The organism is Stenotrophomonas sp. NA06056 (assembly GCF_013364355.1).
Lineage (GTDB): Bacteria > Pseudomonadota > Gammaproteobacteria > Xanthomonadales > Xanthomonadaceae > Stenotrophomonas.
Genome location: NZ_CP054931.1, coordinates 676,033 through 696,698, shown reverse-complemented (window position 1 = coordinate 696,698; position 20,666 = coordinate 676,033). Strand labels below are relative to the sequence as shown.

Sequence of the window (20,666 nt, the reverse complement as noted above, 5' to 3'; positions counted from 1 at the left end):
TCAGAAGCGCTGGGTGTACTTCATGTAGTAGTAACGACCGATGTCGAAGCCACCGTAGTACGAGAAGCTCGAGTTCGGCTGGCTGTACATGACCGGGCCTTCGTGGTTGAACACGTTGTTGGCACCGACCGAGACCGTCGCCTGCCACGGCAGGGTGTAACGCACCTGCACATCGTGGAAGGTGTTCGAACCGACCTTGCGGGTCGGCTGGCCCAGGGTGTAGGCCGAGCTGAAGTCAGGCAGGTTGCACTCGGTGTCGTAGGAGCACGGCTCCTTCATGCTCGAGTAGTAACGCACCGCCCAGTTCACGCCCAGGTTGCCCAGGCTCCAATCGACATTCAGGTTCGAACGGACGCGGAAGTTTGCACCCCAGTCGCCGGTTGCCCAGCTGGTGTGCTGCTCGACCGGGGTCTCGGCTTCGTTGTCGCGCTTGTACTCGAGGTAGTCGACGTAGGTGGTCTTCCAGTCAACCACGATCTTGCCGAAGGAGAACTCCGGCAGGCGGTACTTGATGCCCAGGTCGTAACCTGCGGTTTCCTGGTAACCACCGTTGATCAGGGTGCGGGTAACGTCGACCACCTGGTTGACGGTGCGGCCTTCGGTACCGCGGCTGAAGCGGTCACACGCCGACGCCACGCCCAGCACGTAGCACTGGTTGAGGATCGAGGTCACCGACTCGGCGGCGATCACGTTGTCGATGCGGATCTTCCACCAGTCCAGGCTGACGTCCAGGCCCTGCACGAAGTTCGGGCTGTAGACCAGGCCGGCCGTCCAGGTCTTGGAGGTTTCCGGCTGCAGTTCCGGGTTGGAACCCGACTCGAAGGCGCTGTAGGACTGGGTGCCCGGGCCGGTCGACTGTGCGCCACCGGACGTGATCTGGCGGAAGTTCGCCGGAACACCACGTGCACCACAGGCCGCGGCAACCGACGGGTTGCGCGAGGCCGAACCGAAGCTGCTGTCGCACGGATCGGTGTAGGCGTCGAAGGTCTGCGAGGTGCCGCCATACATGTTGGCGATGTTCGGCGCGCGGAAGCCCGTCGAATAGGTCGCACGCACCAGCAGGTCGTCGATCGGCTTCCACTTCAGGCCGAACTTGCTGTTGATGGTGTCGCCGAAGGTGTTGTAGTCCGAGTAGCGACCAGCCATGTCGAGCGACAGTTCCTTGGCGAACGGCATGTCGGCCAGCACCGGCACGTTCAGTTCGACATAGAACTCGTCGAGCTTGTAGCTGCCCTTGGTCGGCGCGCCGGCCAGGCTGGTGCTCAGACCCGACTGCAGCAGTGCATCCGGGTTGTACTCACCGCTTTCCTGACGGTGCTCGTAACCGGCGGCGATGGCCAGATCACCGGCCGGCAGCGTGAACAGCGAACCGGAGATGTTGGCGCTGTATGCCTTGGTGGTGTTGGTATAGGTATCGTGGCTCGGCAGGAACAGGTAGGCCTGCAGCGCCGGGTCGGCCAGCGAACCATTGCCGGTGGAGCCGTACGGTGCGAGCGGGTTCCACGGCGTGCAACCGGCGATCACCTTGCCCGGGGTACCGCAGCGGGCAACGTCGCCGTCCATGAAGGACGGACCGACAGCATTCTGCACGTTCGGAACGAACAGGTCGCCGGTGCCGGTCTTGACACCCTTGTTCTGGTTGTAGACGTAGCCCACGTCCCAATCCCAGAACTTGTCAGCGAACTCGAACGAGCCTTCCAGGCCGGCCGAGAAGCGGAAGGTTTCCTGCTCGGATTCGGTCTGGCGCGGCAGTTCGGAGGTGCGACGGATGAAGTTCGCATCCTTGCCCAGCGGGTTGTAGATGCTGTCGGCCGACAGCGGGGTGCCGTAGACCTCGGACTGGTACGGGTAGCCGGCAATCTGCGAGGTCGCGGTGCGCTTGGTGTAGAGCACGTTTGCGGTAGCGCGGATGTTGTCGGTCAGGTCGTAGTTGCCGTTGGCGAACACCGAGCGACGGGTCAACTTGTTCTGCAGCCACATTTCCTGGCTGGCATTGGTGTAGTCGGCGGTGCCGAACTCACGGAAGTCGCCCATGCCGTTGCCGGCGCCGTTATTGGCACGGGTGTACCAGATATCGTCGTTGGCGTCCTTCGGGGTGCCCATGTCGTCGATCAGCACGCCATGGTTGGATGCCGGCGACCAGCCATTGGCATCGTCGTCGGTCGGGAACGGATGGAAGCGACCGTTCGGGTAGCGGCTGAAGGAGCGATCCTTGGCCTTGACCTCGTCTTCCTTGCTGTACTCGGCGCCGAAGGTGATCGAACCGCGCTCACCGGTCTGGCCGTAGACGAAGTTGTAGACCTGCTTCTGACCGTCGCCCTGGCCGTACTGGCCACCGTAGACGCTGGCTTCCAGGCCGTCGAAGTTCTTGCGGGTGATGATGTTGACCACGCCGGCGATAGCGTCGGAACCATAGATGGCCGAGGCACCGTCAGTCAGCACTTCGATGCGTTCCACGACCGAGGTCGGGATCGACGCCAGATCGGTGTAGCCGCCGGTGCTGGTGCCCATGCGCTTGCCGTCCAGCAGCACCAGGGTGCGCTCCGGGCCGAGGTTGCGCAGGTCGACGTACTGGCCGCCGACTTCTTCGCCCGAGCTCAGGGCGTCGGCGCGGCTGATCGCCGGCGAACCGGTTGCCGACAGGTTCTGCACGATGTCGGCAACGCTGGTGAAGCCCTGCTTTTCAATGTCGGCGCGCTGCAGCGCGATCACCGGCTGTGCGGTTTCCATGCTCGCTTGGCGGATGCGCGAACCGGTGACCGAAATGCGGTCCAGGTCGGTCGTGCCGCCGGCAGCTGCGTCCTGCGCCGAAGCGAAGGACGGTGCCAAGGCAAGCGCAATGCCGGCCGGCAACAAGCCGAGCCGCACTGCAGGAATACGAACGTTCATCAATCTCTCCAAGGTACGTGTTAGTAGCGTGTTAAAACGCCGTAGCACGTTACGATTGCGTTGCAGCGCTGTATTTGCGCGACACAACCGGAGACTTTGCGGAGTGTGGCGGAAGCTGCCCGTCGTTCTCGCGGAAGCGCGAAGCGGACTGGCCGTAGCGGGCGCGGAAGGCACGCGCGAAGCTGCAGCAGTTGTCGAAACCGCTGGCGGCAGCGACTTCGCCGACCATCATGTCGGTGTCGCGCAGCAGATCGGCAGCGCGCTCGAGACGCAACCGTGCCGAAAGCGACTGCGGGCTTTCTTCGTACAGGCTCTGGAACGTCTTGGAGAGATACCAGCTGGAGAAGTTGGTCAGCTCGGCCAGTTCACCGATACGCACCACACGATGGCTGTTGCCTTCCAGATACAGGCGCGCACGCTGCATGCGGCCGAACACCTGGCGCTTGCGGCTGCGCGAACGACCGGGGCAACGCTGCACGTTGTCGGCCAGACTGCGCTGCAGGCCTGCCAGGTGCAGCAGCAACGGACGCAGCGCCTGCGCTGGCTGCCCGCTGGCCAGGGCGTCACGCCACAGGCGCAGTGCCACGCGTGCATCGGCACGGTTCATCAGGCCGCGACCGGCATACAGGCCACAGTCGGCCATCTCGGTCAGCACGCGCAGCGCTTCGATGTTCAGGTTCATGCCCACGCACAAGCCGTTGCGCCCGGCCTGGACCAGCGGCCGGGACTCCTTCTCGAACGCGATCCACTCGCCCTGGCGCAACCGGAACCGCCCTTCCTTGGCCTCCACCCACGAGGTTCCGCGCACCTGCATCCAGACGCTGAAGCTGGTGCCGGCGGTCTGCAGGCTGCCGAGCCGGGCAACGCCCATGCAGGTCGGCGCGACGTCGTCGATCGCCTTGTCCAGGGAGAGGGTTTGGCCACGATCGGCCAGCGAGAGTTGACGCATGGGGGCACCACGGATTTGCCAAGTACAGGCCTCCGTTTTGCCAAATCAGGCGACAGCGCGTCAGGAAAGACTGCCGAGATCGCCACGAATTCGCGGCGAGATCGTCACGAAGAAATTACGAAGGCCCTTTCTCTTGCAGAATCAGCAGTTTGGAGAACGCCGGGAACAACGCCGGGGGCTGTTCGGGCAGCCGCATCACACCGATGTCGGCGCCATCGCTGATGGCCAGGGCCAGATACAGGCTGTTGCCATCTGCGCTGGCACTGAGTCCATTGCCCGCGCTCAGGCGCTGCGCGTCCAGGCAGCGCTCCGCTTCTTCGCGTCCAGACTGGATACGGACAAGGGTTGTGCCGCAGCTGGCACTGCTGCCGAGGTAGTCGATGCTGCCGTTACCAGCCACTGTCCAGGTCCGGTAGCGCCAACGGCTCGGCCGGTCCTCGCTGATCTGCTGCACGCTGGCAGGGGTCAACGCCGCGTCCACCGACCACAGCCCGCCGGCTGCCAACCGGGTGAACAGCACCCGCCCGGTACTGCGGTCGAAACGTGCCTGCGACACGCCCTCCAGGCTGGCCAACCGTCGCCATGGCTGCGTGCTGCGGTCGAACAGGCTCAAACGGGTGTGCTGGTCGGCATCACGTTCAACCACCAGCAGCTGCTCCGCGCCGGCACCGTACAACACCTGCAACGGTTGCTCAGCGGGAACCGGAAGGCGATGCAGCTGTTCATCGCGTGGAGCAATCTCGTAGACAACCGCTTCGCCATGCTCATCGCGCCCCACCACCAGCAGATGCCGACTGTCGGCCGACCAGTCCGGTGCCTGCCGCGCCTCCGGCTTCAGCCCCTCGATCGGCCGCAACGACTCTGGCCGCTGCATGTCGGCCCACCACAGCGCAAAGCTGCCGGAACGATCGGAACTGAACACCAGTTGCCGCCCATCCGGCGCCACCATCGGTTGTCCATCGCGGCCACTGGAGGCGAACAGACGCTCGCCGGCACCGCCCTGCGCGGGCATCCTGAACACGCCGAACTGCGCGCGCCGATGCACGAACGCCAGCATGTCGCCGCGGCGCGAGACGGCCGGCCACTGCGCATCATCGAGCCCAGCGTCGCGCAGCGTGCGGCGCTCGACGTCGAGGTAGTACAGGCGCGCTTCGCTGTCCACGCGGCGGCCAAACACGATATGTCGACCGTCGCCCAGCCATGCCCATCCGCGCAGCTCGGCCGATTCGGTGGTCAACTGCTCGGGCGTGCCGCCGCTGGCAGGCATCCGCCACAGATCACCCAACTGAGGGTTGCGGACAAACACCAGCCATTTGCCATCCGGCGAATAGCGCGGGGCGTAGTCGAAATCATCTTCATCTACGTGGTAGTCCAGGGCTCGCCACTGGCCGGTGGCCAGATCGAGCACGCGGATGCCGCGATGGGCATAGCGACCCACCATGCTGCCGAAGACCAGGCCACGCCCATCGGGCGTCCAGTCGAAACTGAGCAGCTCAGTGCCGTCGCAACGTGTTGCCTGGCGCACGGCGCCGCCGGTGGCGCTGGCGATCAACACCTGGCAGCTGGCATCGGCACCAAAGCGGGCAAAAGCGATTTCGCGGCCATCAGGCGACCAGTTCGGGAAACGGTCGCTGGCACCTGCCGGCGGCGAAAGCAGCTGGCGTGCGGGTGCATTGCCGGAGGTCTGCACCTTGATGGCGTTGCCATCCTTGCCATCGTCGTTGGCGCCTTCATAGGCGACCTGCGATCCGTCAGGCGAAAGTGTGGGATAGGTCTCAAAACCAGCCGTGGCGGTAATCAAGCGATACGGCCGCTCAGGGCTTCCGATCACCCGCGTGCCGTTCTCCACTGCCGCATCCACCGGAGAACTCACCGGCGCCGGGCGGCGCAGCAGCAGTACGCTCAACACCACCAGTGCAAGCAGCATCACCACGCCCAGCGCCAGCAGCAGGCGACGGCGGAGACGACGCCAGCGGCGACTGCCGCGTTCAATCATGGGCGCGCTGACGGTGCTCACCGCATTCGGCGCAGGCGGCTGCGATGCGCTCGATTCCTCTGCAGCAGCGTTCGCATCGGTCTCGTGGTCCGCCAGCGGCTGCACCGGTACCAGCAAGCGGTAGCCGGTCTTGGCGATGGTCTCGATGTACGCCTGACCATTGTCGTCGTCGACGCTGAACGCCTTGCGCAGCTGCGTAACCGCCTGGGTCAGCACATCGTTGGTCGGCAGCGTGTCCGGCCACACTTCGGCGAACAGTTCGTCACGGGTCACCACGCGCCCCGGCTGCCGCATCAACATGCGCAGCACGCCCAGCGACTTGGGCGTCAAACGTCGTGTACGGCGCGCACCCGCAACTTCAACCTCACGCGAGGACAAAGTAACGATGCATTCGCCGACGCGGACGCGGTCGGAATCAGGCGACTGGATTTCGCTGTTGATCATTCGTTGCTATGGGGTTGAAACAGGCCGCAAACACTGTTCACCATCGATCCCTTCCCATCCTTGGCACAGCAAGAAGCCAGATTCCGCACAAAGCATCGGCGCATACCGCAAAAAAAACGAAGCCTCCGGATATTAGCCTATGCGGGTTACCTCGCCTATCGCGTGGTCGACATCAGGCCCTCTCTCGCCGACGCATTCACATAATAAGCATCATCATTCGCGCCCTTTCGGGCGCGACATTTTTATCTGGCGTTCATTTTCAGAAGCGTCTCAGCATGGTCAGCCCGACCAGCCGCGAAACCACCAGCGCTACATACATCACGCCGGAAAACTGCTCCAGCATGACCAGCGCGCGGGCCTGCGGATGCAGTGGCACGACATCACTCAGCCCAACGCCTGACAATAAGCTGAAGCTCAGATAAAGCAGCTCCATCCACGTGCGCTGCGGCCCACCACTGGCGCCCTGGAAACTACCCGGATACCACTGCTGACATACGGCAAAGGTAAAAGCGAATGCCCATGCCAACAATGTGAACGTGGCACCGGCGGCGAACAGTTCGTCGCGGGTCACCTTGTGGTCCTGCAGCATGTAGGCGATCAGCGCACCGGCGGTATAGAAATACAGCAGGCTTTCCAGCAGTTGTGCGGTGATGCCCAGTGCGGGCCTGTCGAGCAGGGCCGCGGCAAGCGAAAACACCACCGCCGGAATGGCCAGCACCAGCGCCAGCCAGGTTCCCAGCGGGCTGCGCTGCACCACCCACAGGGCCAGGCCAAGCACGGCCATGCCGAACACCCCGACTGCCGCGCGCCCGGCAGCGGTTTCGTCCAGTGCCGGGTACAGCAGTACCGACAGCAGCTGTGCCCCGAGCAGCCAGGCAGAGGGATGACGGCGGGCGATGGCCAGCCAGCGGGTGGTCACGGCAATGGGCATGGTTCCTTATCCCCGGGGAACGATGGTGCGAGGATAGCGGCATGGCCGTGAGCTGGGTGGCTGGATGGCGCCGGGCATGACCCGGCGCCACGCATCGGCGATCAGCCCTGCTGGTACACCTCGGCGCCGGCTGCACGGAACTGCTCGGACTTCTCCTGCATGCCCTTCTCGGCGTACTCGCGCACGTCCTGGGTGATTTTCATCGAGCAGAAATGCGGGCCGCACATTGAACAGAAGTGCGCCAGCTTGTGTGCGTCCTTGGGCAGGGTCTCGTCGTGGAATTCCTTGGCCTTCTCCGGGTCCAGGCCGAGGTGGAACTGGTCGTCCCAGCGGAACTCGAAGCGTGCCTTGCTCAGTGCGTTGTCACGTACCTGCGCACCCGGATGCCCCTTGGCCAGATCCGCAGCATGGGCGGCAATGCGATACGCCATGATGCCGTCGCGCACATCCTGCCGGTTGGGCAGGCCCAGGTGCTCTTTCGGCGTGACGTAGCAGAGCATGGCAGTACCGAACCAACCGATCATTGCCGCGCCGATTGCGCTGGTGATGTGGTCATAGCCGGGCGCGATGTCGGTGGTCAGCGGGCCGAGCGTGTAGAACGGCGCCTCGCCGCACTCGCGCAACTGCTTGTCCATGTTCTCCTTGATCAACTGCATCGGCACGTGGCCGGGGCCCTCGATCATGGTCTGCACATCGTGCTTCCAGGCGATCTTCGTCAATTCGCCCAGCGTTTCCAGTTCACCGAACTGTGCGGCGTCGTTGGCATCGGCGATGCAGCCCGGGCGCAGGCCATCACCCAGCGAGAAGGTCACGTCGTAGGCCTTCATGATTTCGCAGATATCTTCGAAATGCGTGTAGAGGAAATTCTCCTTGTGGTGGGCCAGGCACCACTTGGCCATGATCGAACCGCCGCGGCTGACGATGCCGGTGACCCGCTTGGCGGTGAGTGGCACGTAACGCAGCAGCACGCCGGCATGGATGGTGAAGTAGTCCACGCCCTGCTCGGCCTGTTCGATCAGCGTGTCGCGGAAGATTTCCCAGGTCAGCGCTTCAGCGCGGCCATCGACCTTCTCCAACGCCTGGTAGATCGGCACCGTACCGATCGCCACCGGCGAGTTGCGGATGATCCATTCGCGCGTTTCGTGGATGTGCTTGCCGGTGGACAGGTCCATCACCGTGTCACCACCCCAGCGGATCGCCCACACCAGCTTCTCCACTTCCTCGGCAATGCCCGAGGACACTGCGCTGTTGCCGATGTTGGCGTTGATCTTGGTGAGAAAGTTGCGGCCGATGATCATCGGCTCGCTTTCCGGGTGATTGATGTTGTTGGGCAGCACCGCACGGCCGCGGGCGATTTCATCGCGCACGAACTCCGGCGTGATGATGTGCTGGATCGATGCGCCGAAGGATTCACCGGGGTGCTGCTGCAGCAACCCGGCATCACGGATCGCCTCCAGCCGCTGGTTCTCACGGATGGCGACGAATTCCATTTCCGGGGTGATGATGCCGCGCCGCGCATAGTGCATCTGGGTGACGTTGGCGCCGGCCTGCGCGCGACGCGGCAGGCTGCGTGCGGGAAAACGCACCGGGTCCAGCTTCGCATCATGCTCGCGCGCGCGGCCGAACGAAGAACTCAGGCCGTCGAGCTGCTCGGTGTCGTTGCGCTCCTCCACCCAGCCACGCCGCAGCGCCGGCAGACCGGCAGACAGATCGATGCGCACATCCGGATCGGTGTACGGGCCGGAGGTGTCGTAGACGGTGACCGGTGCGTTCTCTTCGCCACCGAACACGGTCGGCGTGCGGGTCAGCGCGATTTCGCGCATTGGTACCAGCAGGTCCGGGCGCGAGCCGGGCACGTGGATCTTGCGCGAGCCGGGTATGGGCCGGGTCACGGACTCGGAGAGTTGCTGGGCCTGTTGCTGCAGGGCAGAGAGCTGTGCGTTCATCGGGCATCGTCCAGGAAGGTCAGGGACGAAGCGGCGGCGCACTGCACCCGCGCCCGGACGGCACCAAGGCACTCCTTGGGCGGGGTCGGGCTACGGTTGCATTGCAAAGCTTCCCTACGCCGGTATGAGCCGGATCAGGTTCCAAGGGACTATCTCAACCGTGGCCACAAGGCCGCGGTACCCCCGCTTCTTGGTGCGCATTAGAGCACAGAAACCACTCGGCCTCCTGGCCGTTCATCCACGCAGGGCATGGATCCAGCGCACCCGCGTTAACAGAACCGTGACGTCGCATTCAGTAACGTGCACGCGCGCCGCACCGTTGCAAGCGGTGCTTTCCCTGCCGCCATCGCGGCTCCTGTCCGGTATGCGCACGCTGTCGCCGGCCCACTCCCTGCAAGCTTTCGCTCGCTCCCCTCAATCCCTTGATCGGAGAAGCTCCTTCATGGTGTTTCGCATTTCCATCGCACTGGTGCTTGCCCTGGTGCTGCTGGCCGGCCTCGCGCCTGGCCCCTTCAATACCGTCGTGCAGGCGGCGTTGGGCGATGTCATCCGCAGCGTCGGCTGGCTGTACCTGCTGGTCGTATTCCTGGCGCTGGTATTCCTGATGTACCTGGCGTTCGGCCGCTTTGGCAACCTGCGCATCGGTGGCGAAGACGCCGAGCCCGAATTCTCGCGTGCAAGCTGGATGTCGATGCTGTTCGCTGCCGGCATGGGCATCGGCCTGGTGTTCTGGGGGGCGGCCGAGCCGATCTCGCACTTCACCAAGCCACCGGAGGGGATTGCGCCGCAGAGCATGGATGCTGCGCGTGCATCGATGCGTTATGCGTTCTTCCACTGGGGCCTGCATCCGTGGGCGATCTATGCGCTGATCGGGCTGGCGATGGCCTGGTTCCAGTTCAACCGCAATGGACGCGGACTGGTCAGCGACATGCTGCAACCGATCATCGGCCGCCACCACCGCGGTTGGATCGGCCGTGTCGTCAACATCGCGGCGGTGGTCGCCACGGCGATCGGCGTGGCGACCACCCTCGGCTTCGGCACCATCCAGATCGCTGCGGGCGTGGAGCGCGTGTTCGGGCTGGAAGCCACGGTGCCGGTGCAGATGACCATCATCGCCATCGCCTTCGTGCTGTACATGGCCTCCACCGCCAGCGGTGTGGAGCGCGGCGTGAAGTGGCTGTCGAACTTCAACCTGGCGCTGGCAGCGCTGCTGGCCGCGACCGTACTGGTGCTGGGGCCGACCGGCTTCATCTTCGATACGTTCACCACCACGCTGGGTTCCTACCTCAACCAACTGGTGACCATGAGCCTGCGCATGTCGCCGTTCTCCGGCAGCACCTGGGTGGCCGACTGGACGATTTTCTACTGGGCCTGGTGGATTTCCTGGGCACCGTTCGTGGGCTCGTTCATCGCACGCATCTCGCGCGGCCGCAGCGTGCGCGAGTTCGTGATCGGCGTGGTGCTGGCGCCGACCCTGCTGGGCTTCTTCTGGTTCGCCGTTTTCGGTGGAACGGCCTTGTGGGCGCAGATCTTCGGCCACGCCGACCTGGTGCAGGCACTGGGCAATGGCTATGAGACGGTGCTGTTCACGCTGTTCGACAGCCTGCCAGCGTCGCTGATGCTGTCGGCGGTGGCGCTGGTGCTGTTGATGATCTTCTTCGTGACCTCGGCTGATTCGGCGGTGCTGGTGCTGGCCAGCATGTCCACCGACGAAGCCGGCGATCCGCCGCTGAAGCGCAAGCTGGCGTGGGGCATCGCGGTAGCGTTGATCGCCGCGGCACTGCTGCTGGCCGGGGGCCTGGATGCGCTGCAGGGAATGATCACGATCGCCGCGTTGCCGTTCGCCTTGTTGATGGTGCTGGTGATGGTGTCGCTGTACCGGGTGCTGGACCAGGAGTACACGCGGGAGCGCCGGCAGACACAGCGCCAGCGGCGCATGATCGATGCGTGGATCGCACGCGAGATGGCGGCGCAGGAAGAGACCCAGGCGGAGGCAGCACGCGCACAGGATTCGGATTGAGGGGGTTTTGCAGCCTGCGGCTGCACCGCTTTTCTCAAGCAACGGCAACTGCAACTTCAAAAGCCAGAGCGGCTCTGGGTTTCTGCTGGTTGGATGGGGCGGTGTGGGTGGGCAGGACACGCCGTAAACCCGTCCTTGGGGGCTCGATGGCGCCATCCATGGCGCCAACGGTCCTGCCCACCCACACCGCCCCATCCCCGACAGATTTCCGGTGACGGTTGGTTCTCCACGCCATGCGTGGATGAGGTGTATCGGAAAACAAGAAGGGGTCGGATCCGACCCCAACCATCAGCACGCGGCTGTTGCTGTTGCTTTTGATCTTCTTTTTTCTTCCTGCGGTGGCGGCCGCAGAAAACTGTCAGAGGCCGGGTGGGTGGGCTGGGCGGGGGTGTCAGCCGCATGGATGCGGCTGACAAGCCTACAAGGACGTACTTGCGGCGTCCCCCGAACAGCCTACCCACCCGGCCCAACAAGCTATTCCGCTTCTGAACCCACCGCAGAGGGGCTCAGCCCGTTGGCCGGGAAACCTCAATACCCCGCCGCCTGCCCATCCTTGCGACTCTCCGACGCGCCGTAATACACGCCGGTCTCCGGATCACGCAGGATCGCCTGATAGCCGCCGTACGGACCATCGGCGAACACCACGCGGTGCCCCTTGCGCATCAGCGAACGCACCGTCTCGTACGGGAAGCCGGTTTCCAGATTGACCTCGCCGCCATCGGTCATCGCCGTCGCCTGCCCGGTCGGTTCGGTCGAGCCCTCGTGCTGGATGCGCGGTGCGTCGCCGGCCTCCTGCAGGTTCATGCCGAAGTCCACCAGGTTCATCACGATCTGCGCGTGTCCCTGCGGCTGCATCGCACCGCCCATCACGCCGAAGCTGGCATACGGCTTGCCACCCTTGGTAATGAAGGCAGGGATGATGGTCTGGAACGGACGCTTGCCCGGTGCGTAGCCATTGGGGTGGTTCTTCTGCAGCACGAACATTTCGCCGCGATCCTGCAGGATGAAGCCCAGCCCCGGCGGTGCCATGCCGCTGCCCATGCCGCGATAGTTGGACTGGATCAGCGACACCATCATGCCGTCGGCGTCGGCCACGGTCATGTAGATCGTGTCGCCCTCCTCCAGCTGCTTCGGCGTGCCCGGCTGCACTTCCTTCAGCGCCTTGTCCATCGAGATCAGCGCGCGGCGCTGCGCAGCGTACTCCTTCGAGATCAGCTTCTGTACCGGTGCCGGCTGGAAGGCCATGTCGGCGTAGAAGCGTGCACGGTCGGCGAACGCGAGCTTCTTTGCCTCCACGAACAGGTGCACGTGCTCGGGTGAGCCGAATGGAATCTTCGAGAAGTCGTAGCCTTCCAGCACGTTGAGGATCTGCAGCGCGGCGATGCCCTGGCTGTTCGGCGGCAGTTCCCACACGTCGTAGCCTCGGTAGTTGCTGCTGACCGGTTCCACCCACTCGCCGTGGTGGTCGGCCATGTCCTGGTAGCTCAGGTAGCCGCCATTCTTCTTGAAGTAATCACCGATGGTGTGGGCGATATCGCCCTTGTAGAAGGCATCACGGCCGCCGTCGGCGATCTTCTGCAGGGTGTCCGCCAGGTTCGGGTTCTTCCACATCTCGCCCTTGCGCGGAGCATGGCCGTCGACGGTGAACTGCTCCTTGAAACCCGGATACTGCGACAGCTTCGGCACCGAGCGGTCCCAGTAGTAGGAGATCACTTCTGCCACCGGGTGCCCTTCCCGGGCGTAGCGGATGGCCGGGGCCAGGTTGTCGGCCATCGGCTTGCGGCCGAACCGGTCGTGCAGAGCGAACCAGCCATCCACCGCACCCGGCACCGATACCGGCAGCGGGCCGGTGGCCGGAATCTCCTTCAGGCCACGACGCTGGAACTCGGCCAGGGTGAGCGACTTTGGCGAGCGGCCGGAGCCGTTGTAGCCGTAGAGCTTCTGCGTCTTCGGGTCCCACACGATGGCGAACAGGTCGCCGCCGACGCCGTTGCCGGTGGGTTCCATCAGGCCCAGCGCTGCGTTGGCCGCGATGGCGGCATCGACGGCCGAGCCACCGCGCTTCATCACATCCAGCGCGATCTGGGTGGCCAGCGGCTGCGAGGTGGCGGCCATCGCATGCGGGGCGATCACCTCCGAACGGGTGGCGAAGGTATGGCCGGTGATGCGGTCGGCAGCCAGGGACAGCAGGGGCACGGCAGCCAGCACGGCAGCAGCCAGCAGGGAACGGGCAAGACGTCGGGACACGGTCGGGTTCCGATGGAAGGGTGGTGGGCCGATCTTCGCTGCTGCGGCGATCAGGGGCCATCGGGCATAGGTCATGGGCCATGCCCGGCGAGCGAAGCGGCAGAGACGCCCTCATTCCCGCGCAAAAAACCCGTTTAAAAGAGTGAATTCGGGTTCACCGAAACACTTTCAGCGGCAACCATCCTTGCGCCACAAGCGATTGCACTGCATGCAGCGGAAACCGACGGAAATATCGCTGCGAGGGTTGACAGCGCCGAAACGGCTGTGGTTTTCTCGATCACATGTTGCATCACAACACACCACCGCGAACCCACATTGAAGCCGCCGACACCGGCGCCGCCTCGCTGCGTTCGATTCTTGTGCTCGTACTTATTACCCAACCAACAGGTGCGGGACGAGCCAGCGTGTAAGCAACAAACACACCGGAACTCTTCAAAACCCGCACCCGCCAAGGTGCGGGTTTTTTCATTTCAGGACCTGGTTTCAGACGCAACCACCATGACCAACGCTCATCGCACAACCCGGACCCGCCGCACCACGAACCCTCGTGGTGGCAGTACCTGTGCGATGTGCAGCTCTGCCTTCCCCACCTTTCCCTGACCGGCCGGTACGTCGCTTCGACTGCCGGCCGTCTTTTTTCTTCCCACCCGCAAGGAACCTCCCCCATGAGCACCAACGACCTGCCCCAGACCAAAATCGCCGTCATCGGCTTCGGCAGCCAGGGCCGCGCCCACGCGCTGAACCTGCGTGAATCCGGCTTCGATGTGGTGGTAGGCCTGCGCCCGGGCGGCCCCACCGAGGTCAAGGCGCAGGCCGATGGCTTCACCGTGAAGGCACCGGCCGAGGCGGTGAAGGATGCCGACCTGGTCGCGGTGCTGACCCCGGACATGGTGCAGAAGAAGCTCTACGACGACGTGCTGGCACCGAACATGAAACAGGGTGCGGTGCTGCTGTTCGCGCATGGTTTGAACGTGCATTTCGACATGATCAAGCCGCGCGAGGACCTGGACGTCGTTCTGGTCGCGCCGAAGGGCCCGGGTGCGCTGGTCCGTCGCGAATATGAAATCGGCCGCGGTGTGCCGTGCATCTGGGCGGTCTACCAGGACAAGAGCGGCAAGGCCGCCGAGTATGCACTCGCCTATGCAGCCGGCCTGGGTGGCGCACGCGCCAACCTGATCCAGACCACCTTCAAGGAAGAAACCGAGACCGATCTGTTCGGTGAGCAGGCGGTGCTGTGCGGCGGCGCTTCGGCGCTGGTGCAGGCGGGCTTCGAGACCCTGGTGGAAGCCGGTTACCAGCCGGAAATCGCCTATTACGAAGTGCTGCACGAACTGAAGCTGATCGTCGACCTGTTCTACGAAGGCGGCATCTCGCGCATGTTGGAATTCATCTCCGAAACCGCGCAGTACGGCGACTACGTCAGCGGCCCGCGGGTCATCGACGCCGGCACCAAGGAGCGCATGAAGGAAGTACTGAAGGACATCCAGGACGGCACCTTCACCAAGAACTGGGTGGCCGAGTACGAAGCGGGCCTGCCGAACTACAACAAGTTCAAGCAGGCCGACCTGGAGCATCCGATCGAGAAGGTAGGCAAGGAGCTGCGCGCCAAGATGGTCTGGTTGCAAGGTCAAGCCGCGTAACAACGCGGCACCCCCACCCGCTCTGCAAGGTTCCCCCATGAACACTCCCACACACCGCAGCGCGCCGCCCAACGGCGCGCGCTGGCTGACCCAGGCGCTGGAGGCCGAGGGTGTCCGCACGCTGTTCGGCTACCCCGGCGGCACCATCATGCCGTTCTACGACGCACTGGTGGATTCGTCGCTGAAGCACATCCTGGTGCGCCATGAGCAGGGCGCGGCACTGGCCGCGAACGGCTTTGCGCGTGCCAGTGGCCAGGTCGGCGTCTGCGTGGCGACCTCCGGGCCGGGCGCTTCGAACCTGGTCACCGGCATCGCCGATGCAATGCTCGATTCGGTGCCGATGGTCTGCATCACCGGCCAGGTGGCCACGCCGCTGCTGGGCACCGATGCCTTCCAGGAACTGGATGTGTTCGGCTTGACGATGCCGATCGTCAAGCACAGCTGGCTGGTGCGCAGCGTCGATGATCTGCCGCGCGTGGTGACCGATGCCTTCCGCATCGCCCGCGAGGGCCGTCCTGGCCCGGTGCTGATCGACCTGCCCAAGGATGTGCAGCTGGCCGATGCCAGCCACCTGCCGGCGCATGTGCCGGCCAGCGTGGAACCGCCGCCGGCCGCCGCTGACGACGCCATCGCCGAGGCCATCGCCGCACTGGCTGCGGCGGAAAAGCCGGTGGTCTATGCCGGTGGTGGCATTGCCCTGGGCGATGCCGTGCAGGAGCTGCGCGAATTCGTCGAAGCCAGCGCCATCCCCACCGTGATGACCCTGCGTGGGCTGGGCGCGCTGCCTGCCCAGCACCCGCAGTCGTTGGGTATGCTGGGCATGCACGGCACCCGCGCGGCGAACATGGCGGTGCAGGAAAGCGACCTGCTGCTGGTGCTGGGTGCGCGTTTCGATGATCGGGCGACCGGCAAGCTGACCGAGTTCGCGCCGTTTGCCCGGGTGGTGCACATCGATGCCGATGCGTACGAGATCTCCAAGCTGCGCAGCGCCGATGTCGCCGTGCCCGGCAATGTCGGCCACGCCATCCGCGCCCTGCGTGCGGCCTTCCCCTCCCCCAAGGCCCACCAGGACGCATGGCGCAAGCGCTGCGCGCAGCATCGCGAACGCTTCGCCGCGCGCTACGACGCACCGGGCCAGCACATCTACGCCCCGGCGTTGCTGAAGCGCCTGAGCGAGCTGGCCCCGGCCGATGCGGTGATCGCCTGCGATGTTGGCCAACACCAGATGTGGGTGGCACAGCACTGCCGCTTCAATCACCCGCGCAACCACCTGACCAGTGGCGCGCTGGGCACGATGGGCTTCGGCCTGCCGGCGGCGATGGGCGCGCAGTTCGCCTGCCCTGAGCGCACGGTGGTGCTGGTGTCCGGCGATGGCAGCTTCATGATGAACGTGCAGGAGCTGGCGACCATCGCGCGCTGCCGCCTGCCGGTGAAGATCATCCTGTTGGACAACAGTTCGCTGGGCATGGTGCGGCAGTGGCAGGAACTGTTCTTCGCCGAGCGTTACAGCGAGATCGACCTGTCCGACAACCCGGACTTCGTGGCCCTGGCCAAGGTGTTCGGCATCGCCGCCACGCGCATCGATGCACGTGATGACGTTGAAGGTGGACTGGCCGCACTGCTGGCCGAGCCCGGCCCGGCCCTGCTGCACGTAGCCATTGATGCACGCGCGAACGTGTGGCCACTGGTGCCGCCCAATACCGCCAACAGCACCATGCTGGAAAGCAACCCTGCACATGCACGCCAGGAGATCCCCAATGCAATACCGGCTTGACCTGGTGCTGCAACCGGCCGAGGGCGCGCTGCTGCGCGTGATCGGCATGGCCGAACGCCGCGGCTTCGCACCGCGCGCGATCACCGGTGCGCCGATGGCCGCCGACGATGGTCGTTGGCACCTGCAGCTGGTGGTGGACGGCTCGCGTCCGCCGGAAACCCTGTGCCGGCAGATGGAAAAGATCTACGACTGCGTTTCAGTGCAGATGACCGCACTGGAAGGAGTATCCGCATGAACGCCCGTACCGTATTCACCACGGTGCCGGTACGGAGGCGTCTTCTTTGCCGCCCGTGCCCACATGCGGTGGTCGGCAACACCCTGCTGGTGGCCCATGCCGGCCGCTGACGCCAGCAAGGAAAGCGATGTCGGCGACGTAACCGTTGCCGATGTACTGGCGGCGCAGGCCCGTCTGCGCCGCTTCCTGCCGCCCACGCCACTGCACCATGCCGAGCGCTTCGGCACCTGGCTGAAGCTGGAGAACCTGCAGCGCACCGGATCGTACAAGGTGCGCGGCGCGCTGAATGCCCTGCTGGCCGCCCGCGAACGTGGCGATACGCGCCCGGTGATCTGCGCCTCGGCTGGCAACCACGCCCAGGGCGTGGCCTGGGCCGCCTACCGCCTGGATGTGCCGGCCATCGCCGTAATGCCGCATGGCGCACCGGCAACCAAGATCGCAGGCGTCGCCCATTGGGGCGCAACCGTGCGCCAGCATGGCAACAGTTATGACGAAGCCTATGCGTTCGCCGTTGAACTGGCGCAGCGCCATGGCTACCGCTTCCTGTCCGCGTTCGACGATGCCGATGTCATCGCCGGGCAGGGTACCGTCGGCATCGAGCTGGCGGTGCATGCGCCGGACGTGGTGATCGTTCCGATCGGCGGCGGCGGCCTGGCCTCCGGCGTCGCCCTGGCGTTGAAGTCGCAGGGCGTACGCATCGTTGGTGCGCAGGTCGAGGGGGTTGATTCGATGGCACGTGCAATCCGCGGCGACGTGCGCGAGATCACCCCGGTGCCGTCGCTGGCCGATGGCGTGCGGGTGAAGATCCCCGGCTTCCTGACCCGCCGCCTGTGCACCTCGCTGCTGGACGACGTGGTGATCGTGCGCGAAGCCGAGTTGCGCGAAACCCTGGTGCGGTTGGCACTGGAAGAACACATCATCGCCGAAGGCGCTGGCGCACTGGCGCTGGCCGCCGGGCGCCGTGTCGCCGGCCGCCGCAAGTGCGCGGTCGTCTCCGGCGGCAACATCGATGCCGGCGTGCTCGCAGGCCTGCTCACCGACATCCGCCCGCGTCCGCCACGCAAGCCGCGCCGACGCCGGGCAGAAACTCCGCGTTCGCCCAGCAAGGCGACCGCCACCGTCTTCCCAACGCCTTCCCCTTCCCCCCTGCAAGCCGTCGCACCCGCTGTCGAGGAGATTTCCCTGTGACCACCATCGAACGAATTACCACCCCGCGCATCCGCATCTTCGACACCACCCTGCGTGACGGCGAGCAGTCCCCCGGCTGCAGCATGAGCCCGCCGCAGAAGCTGGTGATGGCGCGTGCGCTGGACGAACTGGGCGTGGACATCATCGAGACCGGCTTCCCGGCCAGCTCGCAGTCCGACCGTGAAGCGATGGCCCTGATCGGCCGCGAACTGCGCCGCCCGAGCCTGAGCCTGGCGGTGCTGTCGCGCTGCCTGCAGGCCGACATCGAGACCTCGGCGCGTGCGCTGGAAGCGGCTGCCAACCCGCGCCTGCACGTGTTCCTGTCGACCAGCCCGCTGCACCGCGAGCACAAGCTGCGGATGACGCGTGAGCAGGTACTGGAGTCGGTACGCAGGCATGTATCGCTGGCACGCTCCTACATCGATGATGTCGAATTCTCGGCCGAGGATGCCACCCGTACCGAGCTGGATTACCTGATTGAAGTTTCGCGCGTGGCGATCGCCGCCGGCGCCACCACCATCAACCTGCCCGACACCGTCGGCTTCACCACGCCGGAAGAGATCCGCACGATGTTCCAGCAGGTCATCGCTGGCGTCGCCGATGTGCCGAACGCGGACAACGTGATCTTCAGCGCACACTGCCACAACGACCTGGGCCTGGCCGTGGCCAACTCGCTGGCCGCCATTGAAGGCGGCGCGCGCCAGGTCGAATGCACCGTCAACGGCATCGGCGAACGCGCCGGCAACTGCTCGCTGGAAGAGATCGCGATGGTGCTGAAGGTGCGCCAGGCCTTCTACGAGCAGGACACCGCCATTGACACCCCGCGCATCGTCGGCACCTCGCAGCTGCTGCAGCGCCTGGTCGGCATGCCGGTACAGCGCAACAAGGCCATCGTCGGTGCCAATGCCTTCGCCCATGAATCGGGCATCCACCAGCACGGCATGCTGCGCCACCGCGGCACCTACGAAATCATGCGCCCGGAAGACGTGGGCTGGGAAGACTCGCAGATGGTGCTGGGCCGCCACAGTGGCCGCGCTGCTGTCGAAGCGCGCCTGCGCGCCCTGGGCTTCTGGCTGGAGGAGGACGAGCTGAAGCTGGTGTTCGAGCAGTTCAAGGGCCTGTGCGAGCAGCAGCGCGTGGTCACCGATGCCGACCTGCAGACACTGATGCAGGGCGGCTCCAACGCACAGGGCTACCGCCTGGCTTCGATGACCATCAGCGATGTCGGCAGCCGCGCCAATGCGCTGGTCGAACTGTCCGACCCGGACGGCAATCGCGTGGCCGAGACCGCGCAGGGTGATGGCCCGGTCGATGCGCTGTTCGGCGCGCTGTCGGCCGCCACCGGCGTGCAGCTGATGCTGGACAGCTATCACGTGCACAGCGTCGGCATCGGTGCCGATGCGCGCGGCGAAGCCAACCTGAGCGTGCGCCACGAGGGCGTCGAGTACGACGGCACCGGCACCAGCAAGGACATCATCGAAGCGTCCGCGCTGGCCTGGCTGGACGTAGCCAACCGCCTGCTGCGCCAGCGCCAGGCCAACGCCGGCGCCAGCACTGAAGCACCTGCCACTGTCACCGCCTGAGGAATGTGAGATGAGCGCCTTCGACACCGCAACCGCCACCAGCAGCGCTGGCCAGCAGTGGAATGCCCTGGACTATGCGATCGATGCCGGCTTCGTGCCGACTCTCGGCGGTGCGGTAGCGCGCCTGCTGGACGCGCGGGCCGGCGAGCGCATCCTCGACCTGGGCTGTGGCGATGGCGTGCTCACTACCGAGCTTGCTCTCAGCGGCGCACACATGCAGGGCGTCGACGCTTCGCCGGAAATGGTGATCGCCGCGCGTGCGCGGGGCGTCGATGCGCAGGTGATGGACGGTCACGCCCTGGCCTTCGATGGCGCGTTCGATGCAGTGTTCAGCAACGCGGCGCTGCATTGGATGCCCAACCCGGACCGCGTGCTGGAAGGCGTGCGCCGCGCCCTGCGCCCTGGCGGCCGCTTCGTCGCCGAGTTTGGCGGTCATGGCAACGTGGCCACGATCGTTGCCGCCATGCAGGCCGCGCGCGTGGCCCATGGGCATGGCGCAAGTACATTCCAGTGGTACTTCCCTACCGCCGATGCCTACGCCGAGCGCCTGCGCCAGCATGGCTTCCAGGTGCAGCTGATCGAATGCCTGCCACGCCCGACCGCGCTGCCGACCGGCGTTGCCGGCTGGCTGCGCGTCTTCGCCGCGCCGCTGCTGGACGACCTGCCCAGCGAGGCCCGCGCCACCGTGCGTGAAGCCGCCGCAGCGCTGCTGGCCGATCTGCCGCGCAATGCCGCCGGCCAGCCACTGGCCGACTACGTGCGCCTGCGCGTGCTCGCGCGACGCCGCTGACCTGCCCCTGTTACTTTCTCATTGATGTCCGCTA

General features: G+C 65.3%; 13 protein-coding genes and 1 riboswitch. Of the genes, 7 read left to right on the top strand and 6 right to left on the bottom strand.

What is annotated here, in order from left to right; all coding sequences use genetic code 11:
* From HUT07_RS03050 to thiC, 5 genes are all read right to left on the bottom strand, one after another.
* Positions 1-2,889, bottom strand: coding sequence for a TonB-dependent receptor (locus tag HUT07_RS03050; protein ID WP_176019683.1), 2,889 nt, complete (start codon positions 2,887-2,889; stop codon positions 1-3).
* A gap of 49 nt (positions 2,890-2,938) precedes the next feature.
* A complete protein-coding gene (locus HUT07_RS03045; protein ID WP_176019682.1) occupies positions 2,939-3,838 on the bottom strand; it encodes a helix-turn-helix transcriptional regulator in 900 nt (299 codons plus the stop codon).
* A gap of 115 nt (positions 3,839-3,953) precedes the next feature.
* Positions 3,954-6,278, bottom strand: coding sequence for a winged helix-turn-helix domain-containing protein (locus HUT07_RS03040; protein WP_176019681.1), 2,325 nt, complete (start codon positions 6,276-6,278; stop codon positions 3,954-3,956).
* 259 nt (positions 6,279-6,537) lie between these two features.
* Positions 6,538-7,209: an ion channel gene (locus HUT07_RS03035; RefSeq protein WP_176019680.1), complete on the bottom strand. Its 672-nt coding sequence runs from the start codon at positions 7,207-7,209 to the stop codon at positions 6,538-6,540.
* Between the two features lie 101 nt (positions 7,210-7,310).
* Positions 7,311-9,155 carry a phosphomethylpyrimidine synthase ThiC gene (gene thiC, locus HUT07_RS03030; protein WP_176019679.1) on the bottom strand — a complete coding sequence of 615 codons (1,845 nt, stop codon included), beginning with the start codon at positions 9,153-9,155 and terminating at the stop codon, positions 7,311-7,313.
* Between the two features lie 93 nt (positions 9,156-9,248).
* Positions 9,249-9,350: riboswitch (TPP riboswitch) on the bottom strand.
* Between the two features lie 247 nt (positions 9,351-9,597).
* Between thiC and HUT07_RS03025 the strand changes: the two genes are divergently transcribed.
* The gene (locus tag HUT07_RS03025) at positions 9,598-11,175 is read left to right on the top strand and encodes a BCCT family transporter (RefSeq protein WP_176019678.1); all 1,578 of its coding nucleotides are present in this window, start codon (positions 9,598-9,600) and stop codon (positions 11,173-11,175) included.
* A gap of 528 nt (positions 11,176-11,703) precedes the next feature.
* On the opposite strand, the gene ggt is transcribed toward HUT07_RS03025, so the two are convergent.
* Positions 11,704-13,422: a gamma-glutamyltransferase gene (gene ggt, locus HUT07_RS03020; RefSeq protein WP_176019677.1), complete on the bottom strand. Its 1,719-nt coding sequence runs from the start codon at positions 13,420-13,422 to the stop codon at positions 11,704-11,706.
* A gap of 665 nt (positions 13,423-14,087) precedes the next feature.
* Between ggt and ilvC the strand changes: the two genes are divergently transcribed.
* From ilvC to HUT07_RS02990, 6 genes are all read left to right on the top strand, one after another.
* The gene (gene ilvC / locus HUT07_RS03015; RefSeq protein WP_176019676.1) at positions 14,088-15,062 is read left to right on the top strand and encodes a ketol-acid reductoisomerase; all 975 of its coding nucleotides are present in this window, start codon (positions 14,088-14,090) and stop codon (positions 15,060-15,062) included.
* Positions 15,063-15,099: 37 nt separating this feature from the next.
* Complete coding sequence (gene ilvG / locus HUT07_RS03010; protein ID WP_176019675.1) at positions 15,100-16,836, top strand: acetolactate synthase 2 catalytic subunit; 1,737 nt, start codon at positions 15,100-15,102, stop codon at positions 16,834-16,836.
* Complete coding sequence (locus HUT07_RS03005) at positions 16,820-17,071, top strand: ACT domain-containing protein (protein WP_176019674.1); 252 nt, start codon at positions 16,820-16,822, stop codon at positions 17,069-17,071. The genes ilvG and HUT07_RS03005 overlap by 17 nt, the downstream gene beginning before the upstream one ends.
* 96 nt (positions 17,072-17,167) lie before the next feature.
* Complete coding sequence (locus HUT07_RS03000) at positions 17,168-18,259, top strand: threonine dehydratase (RefSeq protein ID WP_176019673.1); 1,092 nt, start codon at positions 17,168-17,170, stop codon at positions 18,257-18,259.
* Entirely contained in the window at positions 18,256-19,842 is a 1,587-nt protein-coding gene (locus tag HUT07_RS02995; protein ID WP_176019672.1) for a 2-isopropylmalate synthase, read from the top strand. The genes HUT07_RS03000 and HUT07_RS02995 overlap by 4 nt, the downstream gene beginning before the upstream one ends.
* Before the next feature lie 10 nt (positions 19,843-19,852).
* Positions 19,853-20,632 (top strand): class I SAM-dependent methyltransferase, encoded by a 780-nt coding sequence (locus tag HUT07_RS02990; protein ID WP_176019671.1) that lies wholly within the window; start codon positions 19,853-19,855, stop codon positions 20,630-20,632.
* Positions 20,633-20,666: the final 34 nt, after the last annotated feature.